Below are 20,074 nucleotides of genomic sequence, written 5' to 3' on the forward strand. Positions count from 1 at the left end.
GGAGACAAGGCAGAAAAGAAGTCGTTCAGCTGCTTGCAGACAGAACGGCTTGTTTTTTTGACTTGAAGGAGAAGTTTATTAAATGAAAGATATGAAGGCTTCAAGGCTTTCCGTTTTATCATAATGATACAGCAAAATGAAATCAAATCTCCAAAACAGGAGGGATAATATGAAAGTAAAAAAACAGCTTGCCTCCATTTTGGCCTGCGCGATGCTCTTGGGCGCAGCCCCGGTGGAAGCAATGGCGTATGATGTGCCTGATACTGTCCGTGTCGGGTTGGAATCTATTTGTAAAAATGTTTCTTCTGCCACTATCGGCGTATGGGAACTTTCCATTGGCACGGAAAATAACGGTGATTTTGAAGAAGGCGGAAAAATCACTTCCAACGGTATTTTTACAGCAAAGCCCGCAACAGGGGAATTTATCGCTATCGATCGAAAAATGGGCTGCAAAGATGCCTTAAATCTGGCGAAAAATCTGTCCAATATGGGTCTGGATGCGTATGCGGCCTATTTAGAGGAGCAGGATTGGACTGTTTATGTGAAAGGATCCTCTGTTTCCGCAGTGGAAACGGCATCCAGGGAAACTGCAAAGAAAATATCCGGTTTTGAGGGGTATAGCATCACCGGCGGTGAAGCACCCGTCATTGTATCGGAAAATGATGTATTGATGGGCGGAAATACAGAGAATACTTTTAAGGTGAATAGTATGCCTTACCGGGGAATGCTGACGTTCGCTGTGAATGGTACAACAATGACAGCGGTAAATATTGTTGGCCTGGAAGAGTATCTTTATGGAGTCGTGCCTTCCGAAATGCCCCAGAGCTACGAAAAAGAAGCTTTGAAAGCCCAGGCGGTGGCAGCAAGAACCTATGCTATGACAAAATTGGGCGCCCATACCGGCAGCGGCTATCAGCTTTGTGATACGACAGCCTGTCAGGTATACAAGGGCTACAGCAACGAAGCTGCCTCCACCACAGCGGCAGTCGATGCCACGGCGGGGGAAGTTGCCTGCTACAATGGCTCTCCTATTGAAGCGGTATTTTCCGCATCCACAGGCGGCTATACAGAAAATAGTGAAAATGTCTGGAGTGCGGCAGTGCCATATCTCCGTGCTGTGCCTGAATTGGGCGAATATGGGGATAATAGCTGGACAAAAGAGCTGACTCTGGATGAACTGACAGATTTGCTGAATGCGAAAGGCGCAGGCATTGGCTCTGCCAAGGATATCGTGATCACAAAACTTTCTACTGGCGGCCGGGTGCAGGAACTGCAGATCGTTGGCACCAACGGCACAAAGACATTAAATAAAGAAACGATCCGTACGTATTTCTCCTCTGCCTGCGGTAGCCTGCCCAGCAAGATGTTTACCATCAATGGCAAAGGGGGAGAGATTGGCCAGTATGGCAGCGCAGGAACAACAGCGCCGCAGATGACAGCCGCAAAGGGCGGCCTGATGGCAGCAGCGGCAAATCAGGGCATCATTGCGAAAACAGAAGGAGCCCTTTCCTATCTGAACGGCAAAAAACTGTCTGTAGATGTGGAAGTGAGAGAAGCAGCAGAGAACCCTTCCATTTCTGTAAATACGGATGCGTATGAAGTATATTCTGTGAATATCAGTACTGTGAAAAATGGTAAATTCGTATTCGAAGGCATTGGCAGCGGCCATGGCGTAGGGCTGAGCCAGAAGGGTGCCCAGGCGATGGCACAGATGGGCTACGATTATGAAGAGATTTTACATCATTATTATACCGGCATCACCATTGAAGATTGATGAGCGGAGATGAGAAGAATGAAAAATTGGAGAGGATTCCTGCTTTCTTGTAAAGGCTGGCAGGATCAAAAGGGAAATACAGTTGTTTTTTCCGACAGGGGTCTCGTTGGAGAGACAAAAGAAGATGAGTTTTGGATTTATTTGGACGAAGGGCTGCGCTGCGGCGGTATGCACAGGCCCATTGCCCCTACCCGGGAAGCGGTTCGGGAAGCCCTGCTGGGCTTAGGGAAAAAAGAACTCTGGGAAGCCATTGAAACTGATTGGAACAAGGAGGAATGAGAAATGTTTTGTGAAAAGCTGACAGAAGAACAAATCAGAGAAGTCATGAATGTGATCTCCGATGATGGAGAACTGACGATTTTAAAGATCCGTACCTATGACAGCAGCTTCGAGGATGCTGTTGCGGTTTCTAACGTGCCTGAAGTAACAGCAAAATTTCAGGAAGATATTGAAACGTATCAGCTGCATGATTATCATATCAAAGGGAAAAACCGTGCCGGTGCCGGTTCTGACTATGTTTACAGAACCCTGATGCACAAATGGTTTGGCGATGAATATGCAATCAACTATCTGCTGGAATACTAAGGGGAGGGAAAGAAATGTTTGTAAAAAGACTGAAAGACCATGAAATCGCACAGATCATGCGGGCTGTTTCCGATGACCCCGAATGTGAAGTGGTAGATATCGTTCGGAAACTGACAGACCCTGAAGTTACGATCAATTCTCAGGATATGGAAGAACATTATGTATTGCATGATTACGATATTGAGGGGTTTGATTACCTGCCCGATGACGCAACGATTACCTATCGGAAGGAAATGCTGAAAATTATCGGTATTAAATACGCCGAGACATATTTAATGAGAGGAACAAGATGAAAACAAGTGATTTTTACTTTGATCTGCCGGAAGAGCTCATTGCCCAGGAACCTTTGCAGGATAGAGCATCCAGCCGCTTGATGGTGGTGCATAAGGACAGCGGCAAAAAGGAACATCGGCATTTCAGAGATATCAAAGAATATCTGAAGGCGGGAGATTGCCTTGTCATCAATAATACGAAAGTACTGCCTGCCAGGTTGTATGGCGAGAGAGTCGGCACAGGTGCAGCGATAGAGATTCTTCTTCTTGTCAGAAAAGATATGGATACCTGGGAAGTGTTGGTGCGCCCCGGCAAAAAGGCAAGACCGGGGGATAAAATTTCCTTCGGCGGCGGCAAGCTGGTGGCGGAAGTGTTGGAGGTTATCGAAGGCGGCAACCGTATCATCAAATTTGAATATGAAGGCGTGTTTGAAGCTATTCTGGATGAATTGGGCGAAATGCCATTGCCTCCTTATATTACCCATAAACTGGAGGATAAGAATCGGTATCAGACCGTTTATGCGGAGCATGAAGGCTCTGCGGCGGCGCCAACAGCGGGGCTGCATTTTACGCCTGAATTATTGCAGGAAATCGAGGCAATGGGCGTGAAAATTGCCCATGTGACGCTGCATGTGGGCCTGGGGACGTTCCGCCCTGTCAAGGTGGATAATGTGCTGGATCATGAAATGCACTCCGAATATTATGTGGTAGAGCCGGAACAGGCGGCTATCATGAATGAAGTGAAGAAAAACGGCGGCAGAATCATTGCTGTTGGTACCACAAGCACCAGAACTTTGGAATCTGTAACGGATGAAAACGGTATCATTCAACCCAAAAGTGGTTGGACGAAAATTTTTATCTATCCCGGATATCAATTTAAAGCAGTGGATTGTCTGGTAACCAATTTCCATCTGCCTGAATCCACCCTTATCATGCTGGTTTCTGCATTGATGGGGAAGGAATTGGTGATGGAATCTTATGCCGAGGCTGTGCGGGAGCGTTACCGTTTTTTCAGCTTTGGGGATGCCTGTCTTTTTTTGGCAAAGGAATAAAAGAGAACATGAAAAAATCCTTACTGTGATGATGACAGTAAGGATTTTTTTGTAATGATATCAGCCGATGCCGCCGTTCAATGCACCTAAGAGCAGTACAAGGAAGCAGATGGGGCAGAATACATATTTGCAAAGGGGATAATACCAGCCGAACATAGGCTGATTCCGTCCTTTGTTTACCTGTTCCTCTACATACTGCTTTTTGCAGAACCAGAAGAACATAATGCCGGCAAGTCCCGCCCCCAAAGGGCAGATATAGATAGAAAGCACATCCATCCAGCCGGACACGATCCCTTGGATACAGAGGGAAACCACTGCGCCAATTACGCCGATGATGATGCAGGCGGGGACACGACCCATGTTAAATTTCTCCTGCAATGTGGCGATAGGTGTTTCATAGAGATTCAGCAGGGAAGTCATACCTGCGAACAGCACCGCCACAAAGAAAATGATGGCGAAAAGAGAACCGCCGGGCATAGTGTGGAACAGATGGGGCAGGAAAATGAACATCAGCCCTGGGCCGCCTTGGTCCAACTGGGAACCGGTGGTCGCCATGGCAGGAATGATGACCAGTGCCGCAAGGCAGGCTGCCAGTGTGTCGAAAAAGGCAACGCGGGCCGCCGATGCGGGGATATTTTCTTCATCTGGCAGATAAGAGCCATAGATGATGGTGCCGTTGCCTGCGATGGACAGGGAGAAAAATGCCTGCCCCAATGCATAGATCCATGTCATAGGGTCTGCCAGTGCCACGGGGTCTACACGGAAAAAATAGCGATAGCCTTCTGCCGCGCCGGGCTGGAAAGCGATATAGATGCCCAGCCCCACAAAGAGCAGGAAGAACAGGGGCATCATAATCTTGTTGGCCTTTTCAATGCCCTTGCCAATGCCCATCATCGTGATGACCATACAGATTGCCAATGCCGCAATCTGCCAGCCATTGTTGCCGAAGGCGCTGGCTGTGCTGCCAAAGGCGGCAGCATACCCGTCCACATCCGCAGACGCCAGTGTGGCTCCGGTGAATGTGCCAACGGCATATTTGAGGATCCAGCCCACAACAATCGTATAGCCGATGGCCATAGCCAGCGCACCGATGGAGGGAATGAGCCCCAAAGCTTCTCCCAGCCTGCGGCTGCCCTTGTTTTCTGCCGCCATGCCAAAGGCATTTACCGGCCCCGAACGTGCGGCACGGCCAAAGGCCATTTCCCCGATCACCCCAGTGGATGCAATCAATACAACAAAAATAAAATAAGGAATCAGGAAGGAACCGCCGCCATAGAGGGATACTCTGGTGGGAAACATCCATAAGTTCCCCATTCCAACGGCAGAACCGATGCAGGCCAGAACAAACCCCAGCCTGGTTGCAAAAGAATCACGTTTTTTCATAAGTTTCTCCTTCAATTTTTCAAAATGCTTGAGTAGTATACCATTTTTTTCGGAGAAATGACATAGGAAACTGTGAAATTTTTCCGTATTTTCTGGTCTTTTGGAAGTACAAGTCCTGTTTATTTTATATTGAAATAAAAGAAAATCTACTATAAAATAGATAATATTGTTTGAAAGGAATGCTTTGGAGAGAGTTTTAAGGGAAAGTCGGTGAATCAAATGGATTTATTTGAATATAATCGCAGCCTGCAAGGGGGAAAAGATGCGCCTCTGGCGGCTCGGATGCGTCCTACCACATTAGAGGAATTTGTGGGGCAGGAGCATATTGTCGGCAAGGGGAAATTGCTCTATCGTGCCATCAAAAGCGACCGCCTCAGCTCCGTCATTTTCTATGGCCCCCCCGGAACAGGCAAAACAACCTTGGCCAAAATCATTGCCAATACTACAAAAAGCAGATTTTGCCAGCTGAACGCTACTACTGCCGGTATAAAAGAAATCAAGGAGACGGTGGAGGATGCCAAGGCAGAGCTGGGCATGTATGGCAAAAAAACGATTTTGTTCATCGACGAGATCCATCGATTCAATAAAAGTCAGCAGGATGCACTGCTGCCCCATGTGGAGGATGGTACCATTGTTTTAATCGGTGCTACCACGGAAAATCCTTATTTTGAGGTGAATAAAGCCTTGGTTTCCCGTTCCATTGTATTTGAACTGCGCCAGTTGGAGGATAAGGATATCAAGATACTTCTGCAAAGAGCACTGACAGATGAAAAGAAGGGCATGGGCATTTACCATGCCAAACTGGACGAGGATGCCCTGTCTTTCCTTGCCAATACTGCCAATGGTGATGCCAGAACAGCCTTAAATGCACTGGAACTTGCAGTTTTGACCACAGACCCCGGGAAAGATGGCATGATTCATATTACCTTGGAAGAGGCTCAGGAATGTATCCAGAAGCGGGCATTGAACTATGATAAGGATGGAGATAATCATTACGATACCATCTCTGCCTTTATCAAAAGTATGCGCGGTTCTGACCCCGATGCGGCATTATATTATCTGGCGAAGATGATCTATGCAGGGGAAGACCCGAAATTTATTGCCCGCAGAATTGTCATTTGTGCTTCGGAGGATGTGGGCAATGCAGACCCCCATGCTCTGCAAGTGGCAGTGGCAGCCATGGAGGCAGTGAATTTCGTCGGCATGCCGGAGGGGCGTATCCCTCTGGCTCAGGCGGTGACTTACGTTGCCTGTGCGCCCAAGAGCAATGCGGCATATCTGGGGATTGACAAAGCCCTTTCCGATGTGCGAAATATCCGTATCCGTACCGTTCCGCCCCATCTGAAGGATGCCCATTACAGCGGTTCGTCTGATTTAGGGCATGGAATTGGCTATAAATATGCCCATGATTATCCCGGTCATTATGTGGAGCAGCAGTATTTGCCCGATGAATTGGTGGGTACTGTATACTATGCGCCCACGGATAATGGCATTGAACGTCGTATCAAGGAACATCTGCGCCGCCTAAAGGGGGAATAAGGCGATATTTCCCTTTTATCCCCTTGACTTTCGGGGTGGGTGTGATAAAATATTTTTGTTATGAATATCTAACGACTGTGAAGATGAAAAGTATGCAGTGAAACTGCGACAGAGAGAAAACCTTCGGAACGAAGTTCCAGAGCTGTAAGGGTTTTTCGTATGAGAAGCTGCAGAAGTTCCCATCGGAGTCGGCTTCCTGAAAAAAGAGTAGGGAAGTCCGTTTCATGCACGTTACGCATTAGAGTGCCTGTGATAGCAGGAATTTGGGTGGTACCGCGAGCCTTCGTCCCTTTGTGTGACGAAGGCCTTTTTATTTTTGGGGCACTGCCCCAAACCCCGACAGGGGAAAGGGTCAAGCATCTTTCCTCCGGAAAGATGGCTTCGCCGCCGCCTAATTTTGGCGGTGCTCAAATCCCCTGTACCCCCATTTGCATCAACATGAATATGTTGATGCGGTATCAGGTTCCAAGGGGATGATCCCCTTGGTGGGAGTTTGAGGGTGAAACCCTCAAGAAAGAGAGGAGAAGAAATAATGAAGGATAAGTTGAAACTGATCCAGGAAAAGGCACTGGCAGCGTTCCAGGAAGCCAAAGAAATCAAAGATGTTGACGAACTGAAGGTAAAATTCCTCGGGAAAAAGGGGGAATTGACAGCCATCCTGAAAGAAATGGGCAAGCTTTCCGCAGAAGAAAGACCTGTCATCGGTCAGATGGCCAATGAAGTAAGACAAGATATCGAAAAAATGCTGGAAGAAAGCAAAAAACGTCTGGAAGCAGCAGAGATGGCATACCGTCTGGAAAAGGAAAAAATCGACGTAACGATGCCCGGTAAAGAAAGACCCGAAGGCCATAAGCATCCCATGAGCATTGTTATCGATGAAATCTGCGATATTTTCAAAGGCATGGGTTACGAAGTGGCGGATGGCCCCGAAATCGAAAAAGACTACTATAACTTTGAAGCACTGAATATCCCTGCAAACCATCCTGCAAAGGATGAACAGGATACTTTCTATATTAATGGAGATATTCTGCTGAGAACACAGACATCCCCTGTACAGGTTCGTACCATGGAAAAAGGCAAACTGCCCATCCGTATGGTTTGCCCCGGTGCCGTTTATCGTTCCGATGAGGTGGATGCGACCCATTCCCCTGTATTCCACCAGCTGGAAGGCATGGTAATCGATAAAAACGTTACTATGGGCGACCTGAAAGGCGCACTGGCAGTTTTCGCAAAGGAACTGTTCGGTGAAGATACAAAGGTGCGTTTCCGTCCTCACCATTTCCCCTTCACAGAACCCAGTGCGGAAATGGACGTAACCTGCTTCGCTTGCGGTGGGGAAGGCTGCCGTGTATGCAAAGGGGAAGGCTATATCGAACTGCTGGGCTGCGGTATGGTACATCCTAAGGTTTTGAAAATGAGCGGCATCGACCCAGAAGAATACAGTGGTTTCGCTTTTGGTATGGGTCTGGAACGTGTAGCCATGCAGAGATACGGTATCACAGACCTGCGTCTGTTGTTTGAAAACGACGCTAAGTTCTTAAAACAGTTCTAAGAGTAAAATAGGGAGAGAAAGGGGAAACTTTCTTTTCTTGGGAAAAGTTTTCCTCTGAACCCCCTTCAAAAACCCGCTGGAAAGGCAATTCGCAGGGCTTTGCCCCTGCGCGCCCCACAAGCCTTTGAAAAGGCTTGACCGAAACTTTTATTTGCCTTCGGTGTGGAAATATATTATTTTCTGGCAAAAGCGTATGCTTTTGCGTGTAGGGTCAAGGGGGTTACCCCCTTGCAGGAGTTTGAGGTACGCACCGCCGAACAGATGCGGCGGTTACTCCGAAGGAGCAAGGTTTGCGAAGCAAATCCTGCTTGAACAAGAGTCCTCAAGGTTTTATCATTTTATATTTGAGAGGAGAGTTAATTTCATGGACGTACCTATGTCTTGGATGAAAGAATATGCACCCGTAACAGCGGATATCAAGGATTTTATTGAAGATATCACACTGTCCGGTTCTAAAGTAGAAGGCTATACAACGGTAGCCGGCGAAATCAAAAACGTAGTCACAGGCTATATCAAAGAAATCGTAAAACACCCCGATGCCGATAAACTGGTCATCTGCACCATCGATGCAGGCCAGGGCAAAGACCTGACCATCGTAACAGGCGCACCCAATGTAAAGGTTGGCGATTATGTACCCGTTGCGCTGGATAATTCCGTCATCGCAGGCGGCAAAGAAATCCACACAGGGGAACTGCGCGGCGTTGTTTCCGAAGGGATGCTTTGCTCCGTAGAAGAACTGGGCTGCGACAAACACGATTTCCCTGAAGCACCTGAATACGGTATCTATATCTTCCCCGAACCCGTTGAACTGGGCAAGGATGTTGTGGAAGTGATGGATTTGAAGGATGAAGTGGTAGAATACGAAATCACATCCAACAGACCCGATTGCTTCAGCATTTTGGGGATTGCCAGAGAAGCTGCCGCAACTTATGATATTCCTTTCCATTACCCCGAAATCGCAGTAAAGGAAGAAGCAGAAGGCAAAGCAGAGGATTATGTAAAAGTTACCATTGAAAATGCCGAACTGTGCCCCAGATATGTGGCAAGAGTCGTAAAAAATGTAAAAATCGGTCCTTCTCCCAGATGGATGAGAAAGAGACTGCGTATGGCAGGCGTTCGCCCCATCAATAATATCGTTGACATCACAAACTATGTGATGGTTGAAATGGGTCAGCCCATGCATGCCTTCTCCATCGAAACCATCAAAGACAGCCATATTATCGTTAGAAACGCAAAAGAAGGCGAAACGATCACAACACTGGATGGTCAGGTAAGAAATCTGGATCCCTCTATGCTGGTGATTTCCGACCCTGAAAAAGCCGTTGCCATTGCGGGTGTTATGGGTGGTGAAAACTCCATGATCGTGGAAGGTTCTCAGGCTGTTCTCTTTGAATCTGCTTGCTTCGATGGCCCTAACGTTCGTATCACAGCGAAAAAGGTTGGTCTGCGTACAGATGCATCCAGCAAATTTGAAAAAGGTCTGGATCCCAACTTGGCTCTGGAAGCAGTAAACCGTGCCGTACAGCTGGTAGAACTGCTGGGTGCTGGTGATGTTGTTCCCGGCGTGGTAGATGAATACCCCAACAAGAGAGAGCCTTGGGAACTGTCCTACAATCCCGCTTGGATCAATAAATTCCTGGGTACAGATATTTCCGAAGAAGAAATGCAGAAGATCTTCGAAAAGATCGAACTGAAAGTAGATCCCGTGAACCATATCGTAACAGTACCTACCTTCCGTCCCGACTTGGAAGCACAGGCTGACCTGGCAGAAGAAATTGCTCGTTTCTATGGTTACAATAAGATCGAAGCAACTCTGGCCAGCGGTACACCTACAGTAGGGAAAAAGACCTACGAACAGACCATTACCTCTCTGGTAAAGGATACTGTGATTGCGGATGGTCTGTGCGAAGCAATGACATACAGCTTCGAAAGCCCTAAGGTATTCGATAAGCTGCTGATTCCTGCTGACAGCGATCTGAGAAAAGCAATCGTGATCTCCAACCCCTTGGGGGAAGATTTCAGCATTATGAGAACAGTATCCTTCAATGGCATTCTGTCCTCTCTGGCAACAAACTACAACAGAAGAAACGAGAGCGCAGGGCTGTTTGAAGTGGCAAAGGTTTATATTCCAAAGGCACTGCCTTTGACAGAGCTGCCCCATGAAATTCCCACACTGACCATGGGTATGTATGGCAATATGGATTTCTATGACCTGAAAGGTATCGTAGAACATCTGATGAATGTACTGGGCATGGGCAAAGTGGCAGAATATGTTACAGAAAAAGCTCTGCCTTGGATGCACCCCGGCAGAACGGCTTCTGTCATTGTAAATGGAGAAAATATCGGTTATCTGGGCGAGGTTCATCCTGTTGTACTGAAAAACTATGGCATTGGTACAAGAGCATATCTGGCTGTTCTGGATATGGAAAAGATCGTGGCAAATGCCAACAGAGAAGTGGTTTATCAGGCACTGCCTAAATATCCTGCCATCACAAGAGATATCGCTATGCTGGTAAAAGAAGATGTGACAGTAAAAGAAATTGCCGATATCATCAAGAAAAACGGCGGCGCATATCTGGAAGAAGCAAAACTTTTCGATGTATATCAGGGAGAACAGATTGAAGCAGGCTATAAATCTGTAGCATATTCCATCGTATTCCGCAGCGCAGAAAAGACACTGGCAGATACAGATATCGCAGATGCAATGGATGCGATCCTGAAAGGTCTGGCAGAAGAACTGGGCGCACAGCTGAGAGATAAATAAAAAATACAAGAACGGCGGGGCAACCTCAAATCCTGCGGATTTTCGGTGTTTGCTCCGCAAATGAATAAAAAAAGATGTCCGATTGAGCAAGCTTATCGAACATCTTTTTTTTCTTTCTTTTTCTCCGCCGTTATACAAATTCATATTTTTTGATGTAACAAATGCCGATAGGAGTAGGGCCGGTATGGGTACCGATCGTGATGCCAACAGGCCAGATATCTTCCATAACATCATAGCCTTCTGCCAGCAGTTCTTTCTGCAGTTCCTCTGCCATAGCCTGGCGTTCTTTTTCCCCGCGGACGAAAAGAACCCGATATTTTTCTTTTTCTGCACCGATTTCATTTCGTGTCATATCCATAATGGTCTTCAGGGCTTTTTTATGCCCGCGTACCTTGCTTTCCGGGTGGAGTTCTCCATCTTTCATGATAATGATAGGCTTGATATTCAGGATTGTACCGGCCAGAGCGGAAGCTTTGCCGATTCTGCCGCCTTTCTGCAGATAATCCAGAGAATCTACGGTAAAGTTGATTTTTGTGGTATCCTTCTGCTTGTCCAAAATTTCTGCCATTTTTTCCATAGAAAAGCCGGCATCCCTCATACGGCAGGCTTCATAGACCAACAGCCCCTGGGAACCGGTCACACAGGCGGTATCCATCACCATGATCTTACATTCGGGATAAGATTCGGAAAGGATATTTGCCGCATTGACAGCACTTTGATAAGAGCCGCTGAATTTTGAGGTAAGGCACATGCAAAAAACATCATTACCTTCTTTCAGGACGGGCTCCATGGCATCCATATAATCCTGTACGGAAGGCAGAGAAGTTTTGGGAAACAGTTTTTCGGCATTGATTTTATCATAGAAATCATCGGGGGTGATATCACGCAGTTCTTTCAGATAATGTTCCCTGTCGAAGGAAACATGAAAGGGAACATAGATTACATCCAGCTTTTCCAGCACTGCTGCAGGAATATCGCAGGATGTATCAGAAAGAATCTTATATGTTCGCATAGGAATACCTCCTTGTAATACATTCATTTTAACCAATATATTGTATATAAATTTTGAGGGGATGTCAATATTTCCGATAAGAGCCCAGTCCTGATGGATTTGATTTTGCGATGAAGAAATGCTATACTCATATATTAGTGAATCGGAAAGGAGGAAAAAATGGGAAAAATACTAGTGATTGCAGAAAAACCATCTGTAGCAAGGGATATTGCCAAGGTGCTGAAAGCCAACCAAAAGGGAGAAGGATGCCTGATCGGAGAAAAATATGTTGTTTCCTGGGCAGTCGGGCATCTGGTCACATTGGCAGAACCTGAAGAATATGATCCAAAATACAAAAAATGGAATTTTTCCACATTGCCTATCCTTCCGGAAGAAATGAAGCTGAAGGCCATTGCTCAGACTCGTTCTCAGCTCAAGGTATTACATAAATGGATGCACAGCAAGGAAATTGATAGCCTGATCTGTGCCACCGACAGCGGGCGGGAAGGCGAGCTGATTTTCCGTTATATCTACGAAATTACAAAATGTACCAAGCCCTTTGAACGCCTCTGGATCAGCAGTATGACAGAGGAAGCTATCAAGGAAGGCTTTGCCAATCTGAAAAATGGCAGGGAATATGATCTGCTCTATACCTCTGCCAAATGCCGCTCTGTAGCCGATTGGCTGGTGGGAATGAACGCCACCAGAGCCTATACCCTGCGCTATGATGCTCTCCTGAGCATTGGCCGTGTCCAGACGCCGACCCTTGCCATCATTGTAGACCGGCAGAAAGAAATCGACGCTTTTGTGGCGGAAGATTATTTTGAAGTCCAGGCGGATTTTGGCGGCTATACGGGCATGTGGATCGACAAGGAAGAACATACTCGCATCGAAAAAGAAGAAACAGCAAAGGCTATTGTGGAGAAAGTTTCTGGTAAAATGGCCCGCATTACGCAAGTAGAAAAGGAAGAAAAGAAAATGCCGCCGCCTTTGCTTTATGACCTGACGGAGCTGCAAAGGGACTGCAATAAAAAATTCGGTTTTTCCGCGAAAAAGACACTGGATATTGCACAAAGCCTTTATGAAAAGCGAAAAATGATTACCTATCCCAGAACGGACAGCCGCTACCTGAGCGACGATATGAAAGGGAAGGTGCGGAATACTATCAAACGGCTGTGCGAGCTGGAGGCATATGTCCCTTATGCTCATCCCTTGACAGAGAATATTTCTTTTACGAAACGTATCATCGATAATACGAAAGTGACAGACCATCATGCGATCATTCCTACGGATGCAAAACTAAGAGTGGATAGCCTGACGGAGGAGGAAAGAAAAGTATTCTCTCTGGTGGCGGCAAGGTTTTTGGCGGTGTTCTATCCTTATTATAGATATGAGACCACAAAGGTCTATGCTGAAGCGGAACAGGAACGGTTTCTTTCCAAAGGGACGGTGGTTCTGGAGGAAGGCTGGCAGGTAGTGGAAAAAGCCCTGACCCCTGCAGCGGCAGCGAAAAAGAAGAAAAAAGACGAGGAAGACCAAAAACTTCCTGCCCTCAGCGAAGGGGAAGAGCGCAAGATTGAAAAAGCCACAGTGCAGAAAAAGAAAACAAAACCGCCCACTCCATATACAGAAAGTTCTCTCCTTTCTGCTATGGAAAATGCCGGCAGATTTGTAGAAGATGAGGCTTTGAAAGAACAGATGAAGGACAGCGGTTTGGGTACCCCTGCCACAAGAGCCGCCATCATTGAGCGCCTGCTGACAGTAGGCTATATCGTCCGCAAAGGCAAAACCCTTGTACCTACGGAAAAAGGGCGAAAGCTCATCGAGGTGGTTCCCAATGAGATGCGTTCTCCCCAGACCACAGGAAAATGGGAAAAGGGACTATCCTCCATTGCCAAAGGGAATATGACAGAAGAACGTTTTATGGCCAGTATCCGCCGATACGTGCAGTTTCTGATTCAGGATGCAGCGTCGGGCCGACGGGCGGATGTGGTTTTCCCAGAGGAACAGATCAGAGGGAAGAAACGGAAAAATAATGCTTTTGGGAAATGCCCTCTCTGCGGACGAGATATTTTGGAAAATACTAAGTCCTTCTACTGTGCAGGCTGGAAAAGCGGCTGCAAATTCTCCCTTTGGAAGGATAACCTGAAGCCCTATGGTTTGGAATTGGATGGAGGTATGGTGAAGCTGCTTCTGAAAAACGGCAAGACCGAACCTGTGGCGGTAACTTTGCCCCAGACAGGAGAAAAGGGGACAGCAGTGCTGATTCTGAATCGGGAAAAGGGCGGTCAGATCGAATTGATGGATTTCACCAGAAATGGCTGAAACTTCTTGAAGGAACAGCATAGATTTGATACAATCTAAAAATTAGGAGTAAATATATTTTTAAACAGATGGGAGAGATAAAATGGAAAATGTGTATGGTATGCTGGGGATTTCCCCCGAGGTAGAAGCCTTTGGCAATGAGATTCTGAAGGATTTAAAAGACAGATTCGAACAGATCGACGCAGTGGCGGAATATAATCAGGCAAAAGTTCTGAAAGCCATGCGGGAGGAACGGGTAGATGCTGCCTGTTTCGCAGGCTCTACCGGGTATGGCTATAACGACGATGGTCGTGATAAGCTGGAACGGGTATATGCAAGATGCTTCAACACAGAAGCAGCACTGGTACGCCCCCAGATTACCTGCGGCACCCATGCTCTGGCAATTGCTCTGAGCGCGAACCTTCTTCCGGGGGATGAATTGCTTTCTCCCGTAGGCAAGCCTTATGATACATTGGAAAAGGTGATTGGCATTGCGCCTTCTCCTTGTTCCCTGAAAGAATATGGCGTTGTCTACAGACAGGTGGATTTGCTGAAGGATGGCACATTTGACTATGAAAATATTAAAAAAGCCATCAATGAAAAAACAAAGCTGGTGACCATTCAGCGTTCCAAGGGCTATGCCATGCGGCCCACCTTTTCTGTAAAGCAGATTGGGGAACTGATTTCCTTTATAAAGGGCATCAAACCCGATGTGATTTGTATGGTAGATAACTGCTATGGTGAATTTGTTGATATTATCGAGCCTTCTAATGTAGGGGCAGATATGATCGTTGGTTCTTTGATCAAAAACCCTGGCGGCGGTCTTGCCCCCATCGGCGGCTATATCTGTGGCAAGCAGGCATGTATCGACCGTTGTGCTTATCGTTTGAGTGCCCCTGGCCTAGGGCAGGAAGTGGGTGCTTCTCTGGATGTAAACCGTGCGCTGTATCAGGGCTTTTTCCTGGCACCCACGGTAACAGCAGGCGCACTGAAGGGGGCTGTTTTTGCGGCAAATATCTATGAAAAACTGGGATTCCGTGTGATTCCCAACAGCACAGAGCCCCGCAACGATATCATCCAGGCGGTGGAACTGGGCAGTGCCGATGCCATGAAGGCCTTTTGTCAGGGCATTCAGGCGGCAGCGCCTGTAGACAGCTACCTGACCCCTGTACCTTATGCTATGCCCGGCTATACCTGCGATGTTATTATGGCAGCTGGTGCGTTCATACAGGGTTCTTCTATCGAACTGAGCGCCGATGGCCCCATCAGAGAACCTTACTCCGTTTATTTCCAAGGCGGCTTGACATGGTTCCATGCAAAAACAGGTATCCTGATGAGCTTGCAGAAACTTTACGAAGCCGGTTTGGTCAAACTGAAAAATTAAGAAAAATAGGTCAGTCGTGAGACTGACTTATTTTTTGCCCCAAAAGAAAAAATCATTGTCAAAAGATTTCCTTTGTATAAATATTTGGGACTATGTAAGCGCCTTTCCGAAGAGTTGCTTCAGCATAGAGCGGTTCAAGCATCCCAACGCCAGCAGGAATAAAAGATACAGTATGCCCATTCCGCAGAGGGAACCCAAAAACAGCAGTTTGGATGGTTCGGAGATGCGGATGAAATATTTTACCAGAAGCCCGGCTGCCGCTCCTGCCAGCAGGGGCTTCAAGAAGCAATTATATAAGGAAGGAAAAACCCCTGTTCTCTGATAAAGCCGCCCCAAAGAAAGCCCAACATTGCAAAGCAGGCTCAGAAACCATCCTGCAAGAAAAGCAGGCACACCATAATAGGGCATAAAAAACCAGATGACCGCAATGGTAATCAGAGAGGACAATACATTGCTCCAAAAAAGAAAAAATTGCTCTCCCAAACCATTGAGCAGCCCATGCAGAGTGGTCTGCGCATAGAGCAAAGGACAGAGAAAGGCAAGGGGAAACAAAACCTGCCCCAAGGCGGCACGATTATAAACGATGTAGCAGATTTCCTTGGGAAATACTGCAAATAACGCTGCCGCACCGAATCCAATGATAGAGGTAAATAAAAATGTGGCGGAAACCGTTTTGCTGATGCGGGTATCCTGTTTTATGGCACAGGCTTCTGAAATTTCCGGCACAAGGGAAACGGAAGCCGCCATCAGGCAGGCGGAGGGCAGCAGGATCAGGGGCATTGCCATCCCTGTCAGTTCGCCATAGGTAGAAAGCGCCTGCACAGTATCCTGCCCGTGAAGCTGCAGCTGGCGGGGAATCAGGATATTTTCCACCGTAGAAAGTAGGGAAGTGGCGATGCGCGTAGCAGAAAGGGGAACTGCCATCGTCAGAATCATTGTCAGGACAGCGGAAGAGGACAAGGTTGGTTTTCGGATCAGCTTGTGTTTTCTTTTGAAACGGAAGTAATTCCATACTGTAAAGCCGCAGGAGAGAAATTCCCCCAGCAGGATGCCGCTGACGGCGGCGCAGCAGGCATAGGTCAGCCCCAAGGGAACAAAGATACCTGCCAGAAAATAAATCGTTGCAATACGGGCGGTTTGTTCCAAAACCTGGGAAACCGCAGGGATAAGGGTTTCCTGCATGCCCAGAAAAAAGCCGCGGAAGCAGGAGCCTGCAGCCATAAAAGGCACAGCAAAAGCCAGCAGGCGCAGGGAAAGGCTGGTCCGGCTGTCATCCAGAAGGGCAGAACCTATTTTTTCCGCACCAAAAAAAAGAACCCCGCTAACGAATAGGCTGATACCAAAAGAAAGACAGACGGCTTGTTTGACAATACGCCCGATATTTCCGTTTTGTCCGCGGATGTGTTCCTGGGCTGTCAGGCGGGAAATGGTTGTGGTAAAGCCTGCGGAAGTGATGCTCCATGTAAGAGAATAGATCGGTAAAATCAGCTGATACAGCCCCATGCCTTCTGCCCCAATGATATTTGACATGAAAACACGGTAGAAAAACCCCATACATTTGGTGATGAGGTTGGCCGCAGTCAGGATAAGAGTTCCGGTGATGATGGTCTTTCGGCTCATAGACATACCTCTGGAATCTGTTCCCTCCATTTATATGACAAGAAAGGGGGAAATAGACGGGCGTTTTGTTCGTTTTGGCAAAATGGAAGCAATAAAAACACAGAGGAAAAAGAAGAAAATGCTTTTGTAGAAGCTCCAGAAAGCAGGAAGATTCCGGCCTTTTCCTGTTATATCAGACATAATGAAATTTTATAATGCCACGATAAAAAAATTTACCGAAATATATTGACAACATTTTATCGCCGCGCTATAATCTAACCACAAAGTGCATAAAGCCAGAAGAAGTGAAAGGGAGATTTCTTTCGTTTTGTACAAATCTTGTACAGATGCAGGGAAAACCGATGAAGCAATTCAGAAAAAGAGCCGTTTTCTGAAGAAACTTTCAGGTACAAATACCTTTTGCGGATGGAACTCTGGAAAGTGCTTGGTTTTGCCAAAGCCGCCGTAGAAGTAATGCTTTCAGGTAGAAATACAGAGGATATACAGGCAGACCAGTATAAAATTGGTATTTACTGTATATTCTTTTTTTATATCTAACGGTTGGCGTTTTTTGGTAAAAATGTTAAAAAGGAGGAAGGAAAATGAGTAACAACACAGAAATGAAGAAGGAACTGGGCGTATTCACAGCCATGACAACCGTAGTAGGTTGTGTAATCGGTTCCGGTGTATTCTTCAAACCCACAGCTATGTACACAGCTACAGGCGGTGCACCTGGTCTGGCAATTGTTGCATGGATTATCACATCCCTGATGTGCCTGTGCGCAGCTATGACATTTGCGGAAATTGCAATCCTGATGCCTGAAACAGGCGGTATGCCCGTATACCTGAAAAGAGTATTCGGTGACAAAGTTGGTTACCTGTGCGGTTGGATGCAGACAGTAGTATTCTATCCCGGTCTGGTAGCTGCTCTGGGCGTAGCTGTTGCAAACCAGGCAAAACTGTTCTTGGGCGACGGCATGGTAGTTCCTGTAGCGATCGCTTGTATTGTTATTATGGTTATTCTGAACTGCATGGGTTCCAAAGTTGGCGGCGCAGCTCAGAACATTTTTACAGTAGCAAAATTGGTTCCCCTGGTACTGATTATGATTTTCGGTTTCATCAGAGGGAATGGTAACCCCATCTTCGATCCTATGCTGGCTGATGGCCTGAGCTATGGTTCCGTTCTTGGTCAGCTGATGATCGCCGTACTGTTCGCTTTCGAAGGCTGGACAAACGTAGGTGCTATCGCTGGTGAAATGAAAGACCCTGGTAAAGACCTGCCTAAAGCTATCGTTGGTGGTGTAGCACTGATCATGGCTGTTTACATCATCGTTAACCTGGCTTACCTGTGGGTACTGCCTGCTGATGTTATGATGAATCTGGAATCTCCCGCATCTGCAGTAGCTATGGAAATCTTTGGCGATATGGGCGGTAAGCTGGTATCTGTTGGTATCATGATCTCCGCTGGTGGTGCATGTAACGGCTTTATTCTGTCCGGTTCTCGTACAGCTCTGTACATGGCAGAACAAGGCGACCTGCCCGGCAGCAAAGCTCTGTCCAAAATCTCCGGCACAGGCGTTCCTGTTAACTGTATCTTCCTGATCGGTATCCTGGGTGCTATCTATGCGCTGACAGGTCAGTTCGACCTGCTGACAAACTTGGGTACATTCGTAGGCTGGGTATTCTACACACTGACATTTGCAGCAGTTATGGTTTATAGAAAACAGGCTCCTGATGTAGAACGTACATATAAAGTACCTGCATACCCTGTAATTCCTATCATCGCTATCGTATCTGGTGCGTATGTTCTGCTGAATCAGCTGTTCATGGCTGGCAAATCTTCCACAATGATCGCTGTTGGCGGTATCATTCTGGTATTGATCGGTCTGCCTGTACGTGCAATCTTCGCTAAGAAGAAATAATTGAATAAAAAATATATTGCATTACAGTGATAGAAACGTTTGCTTTATATATATTTCCCTGAAAAGGCGTACCTTATGGTACGCCTTTTCTTGTCATAGAAGGTACTGTCAATGGGAAATCGTTGGAAAAACGGGATGGAAGATAGAAATTCTTCTTTTTGTATAAAAGAAAATGGCTAGAATTTTGTATGATATCACATAAAATTCTCTTTTTTCAAGAAGTAGATTGCATTAATTGCACAAAGAAAATTGAAACGTTAAGAAAATGTTAGGAAATAAATCGTTAGAAAGCACTACTAGTCTTGACAATTTTATGATATTCATTGATAATATATTATGTTAGCTATATGGAAAATACCTCATACAGTGTAAATTTTTGACAAAAACCAAGAATATTTGATATCTGCGGTCTTGAATTTATGCACATGGATGGCATTCTCATAAAAGCTGATGGGAAATAAATGCTTGCACGGGAAGGGTGGTTCAATGTATTTATTATTATTACTGCTGTGGATAATCTTCAACGGCAGAGTAACACTGGAAGTGTTCCTCTTTGGTGTTGTGATCTGTGGCTGGCTGTATTGGTTCATTTGCAAATATATGGACTATAGCTTTCAGAGAGAGCTGAGGTTGGCGAAAAAACTGCCGCTCTATCTGAAATATGCGATCGTTTTGATCTGGGAGATTTTCAAGGCAAATGTTGATGTAATCAAGATTGTGCTTTCTCCCAATAAAAAGGAAATCGAACCGGCGATCGTTCATTTTCATACAGATCTGAAGAGCGAATCCTCTCAGGTTGCGCTGGCAAACTCTATCACACTGACACCGGGTACCTATACAGTGCAGCTGGAAAATGGCGATTACGCTGTTCAGGCACTGGATAAGGATAAATTCGGGGAAGGGCTGGATGAGTCCGTTTTTGTAAAACAGCTTAGAAAGTTGGAGGGATAAGA

15 protein-coding genes, 2 riboswitches and 1 other annotated feature are annotated in these 20,074 nt (G+C 46.4%); of the genes, 12 read left to right on the forward strand and 3 right to left on the reverse strand.

Features of this window, described 5'->3' with window-relative positions; translation table 11 throughout:
- Nucleotides 1-169 precede the first annotated feature (169 nt).
- Genes ACI39P_RS09055 through queA form a run of 5 tightly spaced genes read left to right on the forward strand, consistent with a single transcriptional unit; the run spans nt 170 to nt 3,683 of the window.
- A complete protein-coding gene (locus ACI39P_RS09055; RefSeq protein ID WP_439720342.1) occupies nt 170-1,774 on the forward strand; it encodes a SpoIID/LytB domain-containing protein in 1,605 nt (534 codons plus the stop codon).
- An 18-nt stretch (nt 1,775-1,792) separates the two neighbouring features.
- Nucleotides 1,793-2,053 carry a hypothetical protein gene (locus ACI39P_RS09060; RefSeq protein ID WP_439720343.1) on the forward strand — a complete coding sequence of 87 codons (261 nt, stop codon included), beginning with the start codon at nt 1,793-1,795 and terminating at the stop codon, nt 2,051-2,053.
- A 3-nt stretch (nt 2,054-2,056) separates the two neighbouring features.
- The gene (locus ACI39P_RS09065; protein WP_439720344.1) at nt 2,057-2,359 is read left to right on the forward strand and encodes a hypothetical protein; all 303 of its coding nucleotides are present in this window, start codon (nt 2,057-2,059) and stop codon (nt 2,357-2,359) included.
- A 14-nt stretch (nt 2,360-2,373) separates the two neighbouring features.
- Nucleotides 2,374-2,652: a hypothetical protein gene (locus tag ACI39P_RS09070; RefSeq protein ID WP_439720345.1), complete on the forward strand. Its 279-nt coding sequence runs from the start codon at nt 2,374-2,376 to the stop codon at nt 2,650-2,652.
- Complete coding sequence (gene queA, locus ACI39P_RS09075) at nt 2,649-3,683, forward strand: tRNA preQ1(34) S-adenosylmethionine ribosyltransferase-isomerase QueA (RefSeq protein WP_439720346.1); 1,035 nt, start codon at nt 2,649-2,651, stop codon at nt 3,681-3,683. The genes ACI39P_RS09070 and queA overlap by 4 nt, the downstream gene beginning before the upstream one ends.
- A 60-nt stretch (nt 3,684-3,743) precedes the next feature.
- On the opposite strand, the gene ACI39P_RS09080 is transcribed toward queA, so the two are convergent.
- A complete protein-coding gene (locus ACI39P_RS09080; protein WP_439720347.1) occupies nt 3,744-5,066 on the reverse strand; it encodes a sodium-dependent transporter in 1,323 nt (440 codons plus the stop codon).
- Nucleotides 5,067-5,285: 219 nt separating this feature from the next.
- Here ACI39P_RS09080 and ACI39P_RS09085 point away from each other — a divergent pair, with 219 nt between their 5' ends.
- From ACI39P_RS09085 to pheT, 3 genes are all read left to right on the forward strand, one after another.
- Entirely contained in the window at nt 5,286-6,605 is a 1,320-nt protein-coding gene (locus ACI39P_RS09085; protein ID WP_439720348.1) for an AAA family ATPase, read from the forward strand.
- Nucleotides 6,606-6,673: 68 nt separating this feature from the next.
- Nucleotides 6,674-6,899 (forward strand) — a binding site (T-box leader).
- Nucleotides 6,900-7,137: 238 nt separating this feature from the next.
- Nucleotides 7,138-8,157: a phenylalanine--tRNA ligase subunit alpha gene (pheS, locus tag ACI39P_RS09090; RefSeq protein ID WP_439720349.1), complete on the forward strand. Its 1,020-nt coding sequence runs from the start codon at nt 7,138-7,140 to the stop codon at nt 8,155-8,157.
- A 364-nt stretch (nt 8,158-8,521) separates the two neighbouring features.
- The gene (pheT, locus tag ACI39P_RS09095) at nt 8,522-10,921 is read left to right on the forward strand and encodes a phenylalanine--tRNA ligase subunit beta (protein ID WP_439720350.1); all 2,400 of its coding nucleotides are present in this window, start codon (nt 8,522-8,524) and stop codon (nt 10,919-10,921) included.
- Nucleotides 10,922-11,051: 130 nt separating this feature from the next.
- Here the strand turns inward: pheT and ACI39P_RS09100 are convergent, their stop codons facing one another.
- A complete protein-coding gene (locus ACI39P_RS09100; protein WP_439720351.1) occupies nt 11,052-11,933 on the reverse strand; it encodes a DegV family protein in 882 nt (293 codons plus the stop codon).
- Nucleotides 11,934-12,092: 159 nt separating this feature from the next.
- Here ACI39P_RS09100 and ACI39P_RS09105 point away from each other — a divergent pair, with 159 nt between their 5' ends.
- Together ACI39P_RS09105 and ACI39P_RS09110 are read left to right on the forward strand one after the other, a co-directional pair.
- Entirely contained in the window at nt 12,093-14,237 is a 2,145-nt protein-coding gene (locus ACI39P_RS09105; RefSeq protein ID WP_439720352.1) for a DNA topoisomerase 3, read from the forward strand.
- An 82-nt stretch (nt 14,238-14,319) separates the two neighbouring features.
- Nucleotides 14,320-15,600: a methionine gamma-lyase family protein gene (locus ACI39P_RS09110; RefSeq protein ID WP_439720353.1), complete on the forward strand. Its 1,281-nt coding sequence runs from the start codon at nt 14,320-14,322 to the stop codon at nt 15,598-15,600.
- A 90-nt stretch (nt 15,601-15,690) separates the two neighbouring features.
- Here the strand turns inward: ACI39P_RS09110 and ACI39P_RS09115 are convergent, their stop codons facing one another.
- The gene (locus ACI39P_RS09115; protein WP_439720354.1) at nt 15,691-17,220 is read right to left on the reverse strand and encodes an oligosaccharide flippase family protein; all 1,530 of its coding nucleotides are present in this window, start codon (nt 17,218-17,220) and stop codon (nt 15,691-15,693) included.
- A 279-nt stretch (nt 17,221-17,499) separates the two neighbouring features.
- Nucleotides 17,500-17,628, forward strand: a riboswitch (glycine riboswitch).
- Between the two features lie 3 nt (nt 17,629-17,631).
- Nucleotides 17,632-17,697, forward strand: a riboswitch (glycine riboswitch).
- Nucleotides 17,698-17,801: 104 nt separating this feature from the next.
- Between ACI39P_RS09115 and ACI39P_RS09120 the strand changes: the two genes are divergently transcribed.
- Together ACI39P_RS09120 and ACI39P_RS09125 are read left to right on the forward strand one after the other, a co-directional pair.
- The gene (locus ACI39P_RS09120; RefSeq protein ID WP_439720355.1) at nt 17,802-19,121 is read left to right on the forward strand and encodes an amino acid permease; all 1,320 of its coding nucleotides are present in this window, start codon (nt 17,802-17,804) and stop codon (nt 19,119-19,121) included.
- Nucleotides 19,122-19,607: 486 nt separating this feature from the next.
- Complete coding sequence (locus ACI39P_RS09125; RefSeq protein ID WP_439720356.1) at nt 19,608-20,072, forward strand: Na+/H+ antiporter subunit E; 465 nt, start codon at nt 19,608-19,610, stop codon at nt 20,070-20,072.
- The last annotated feature ends 2 nt before the right edge of the window (nt 20,073-20,074 follow it).

This window comes from Anaerotignum sp. (assembly GCF_051877975.1).
Taxonomy (GTDB): domain Bacteria; phylum Bacillota; class Clostridia; order Lachnospirales; family Anaerotignaceae; genus Anaerotignum_A.

Coding starts and splice junctions, on each gene's coding strand:
- ACI39P_RS09055 (WP_439720342.1), top strand. CDS start 170: ATGAAAGTAAAAAAACAGCTTGCCTCCATTTTGGCCTGCGCGATGCTC.
- ACI39P_RS09060 (WP_439720343.1), top strand. CDS start 1,793: ATGAAAAATTGGAGAGGATTCCTGCTTTCTTGTAAAGGCTGGCAGGAT.
- ACI39P_RS09065 (WP_439720344.1), top strand. CDS start 2,057: ATGTTTTGTGAAAAGCTGACAGAAGAACAAATCAGAGAAGTCATGAAT.
- ACI39P_RS09070 (WP_439720345.1), top strand. CDS start 2,374: ATGTTTGTAAAAAGACTGAAAGACCATGAAATCGCACAGATCATGCGG.
- queA (WP_439720346.1), top strand. CDS start 2,649: ATGAAAACAAGTGATTTTTACTTTGATCTGCCGGAAGAGCTCATTGCC.
- ACI39P_RS09080 (WP_439720347.1), bottom strand. CDS start 5,066: ATGAAAAAACGTGATTCTTTTGCAACCAGGCTGGGGTTTGTTCTGGCC.
- ACI39P_RS09085 (WP_439720348.1), top strand. CDS start 5,286: ATGGATTTATTTGAATATAATCGCAGCCTGCAAGGGGGAAAAGATGCG.
- pheS (WP_439720349.1), top strand. CDS start 7,138: ATGAAGGATAAGTTGAAACTGATCCAGGAAAAGGCACTGGCAGCGTTC.
- pheT (WP_439720350.1), top strand. CDS start 8,522: ATGGACGTACCTATGTCTTGGATGAAAGAATATGCACCCGTAACAGCG.
- ACI39P_RS09100 (WP_439720351.1), bottom strand. CDS start 11,933: ATGCGAACATATAAGATTCTTTCTGATACATCCTGCGATATTCCTGCA.
- ACI39P_RS09105 (WP_439720352.1), top strand. CDS start 12,093: ATGGGAAAAATACTAGTGATTGCAGAAAAACCATCTGTAGCAAGGGAT.
- ACI39P_RS09110 (WP_439720353.1), top strand. CDS start 14,320: ATGGAAAATGTGTATGGTATGCTGGGGATTTCCCCCGAGGTAGAAGCC.
- ACI39P_RS09115 (WP_439720354.1), bottom strand. CDS start 17,220: ATGAGCCGAAAGACCATCATCACCGGAACTCTTATCCTGACTGCGGCC.
- ACI39P_RS09120 (WP_439720355.1), top strand. CDS start 17,802: ATGAGTAACAACACAGAAATGAAGAAGGAACTGGGCGTATTCACAGCC.
- ACI39P_RS09125 (WP_439720356.1), top strand. CDS start 19,608: ATGTATTTATTATTATTACTGCTGTGGATAATCTTCAACGGCAGAGTA.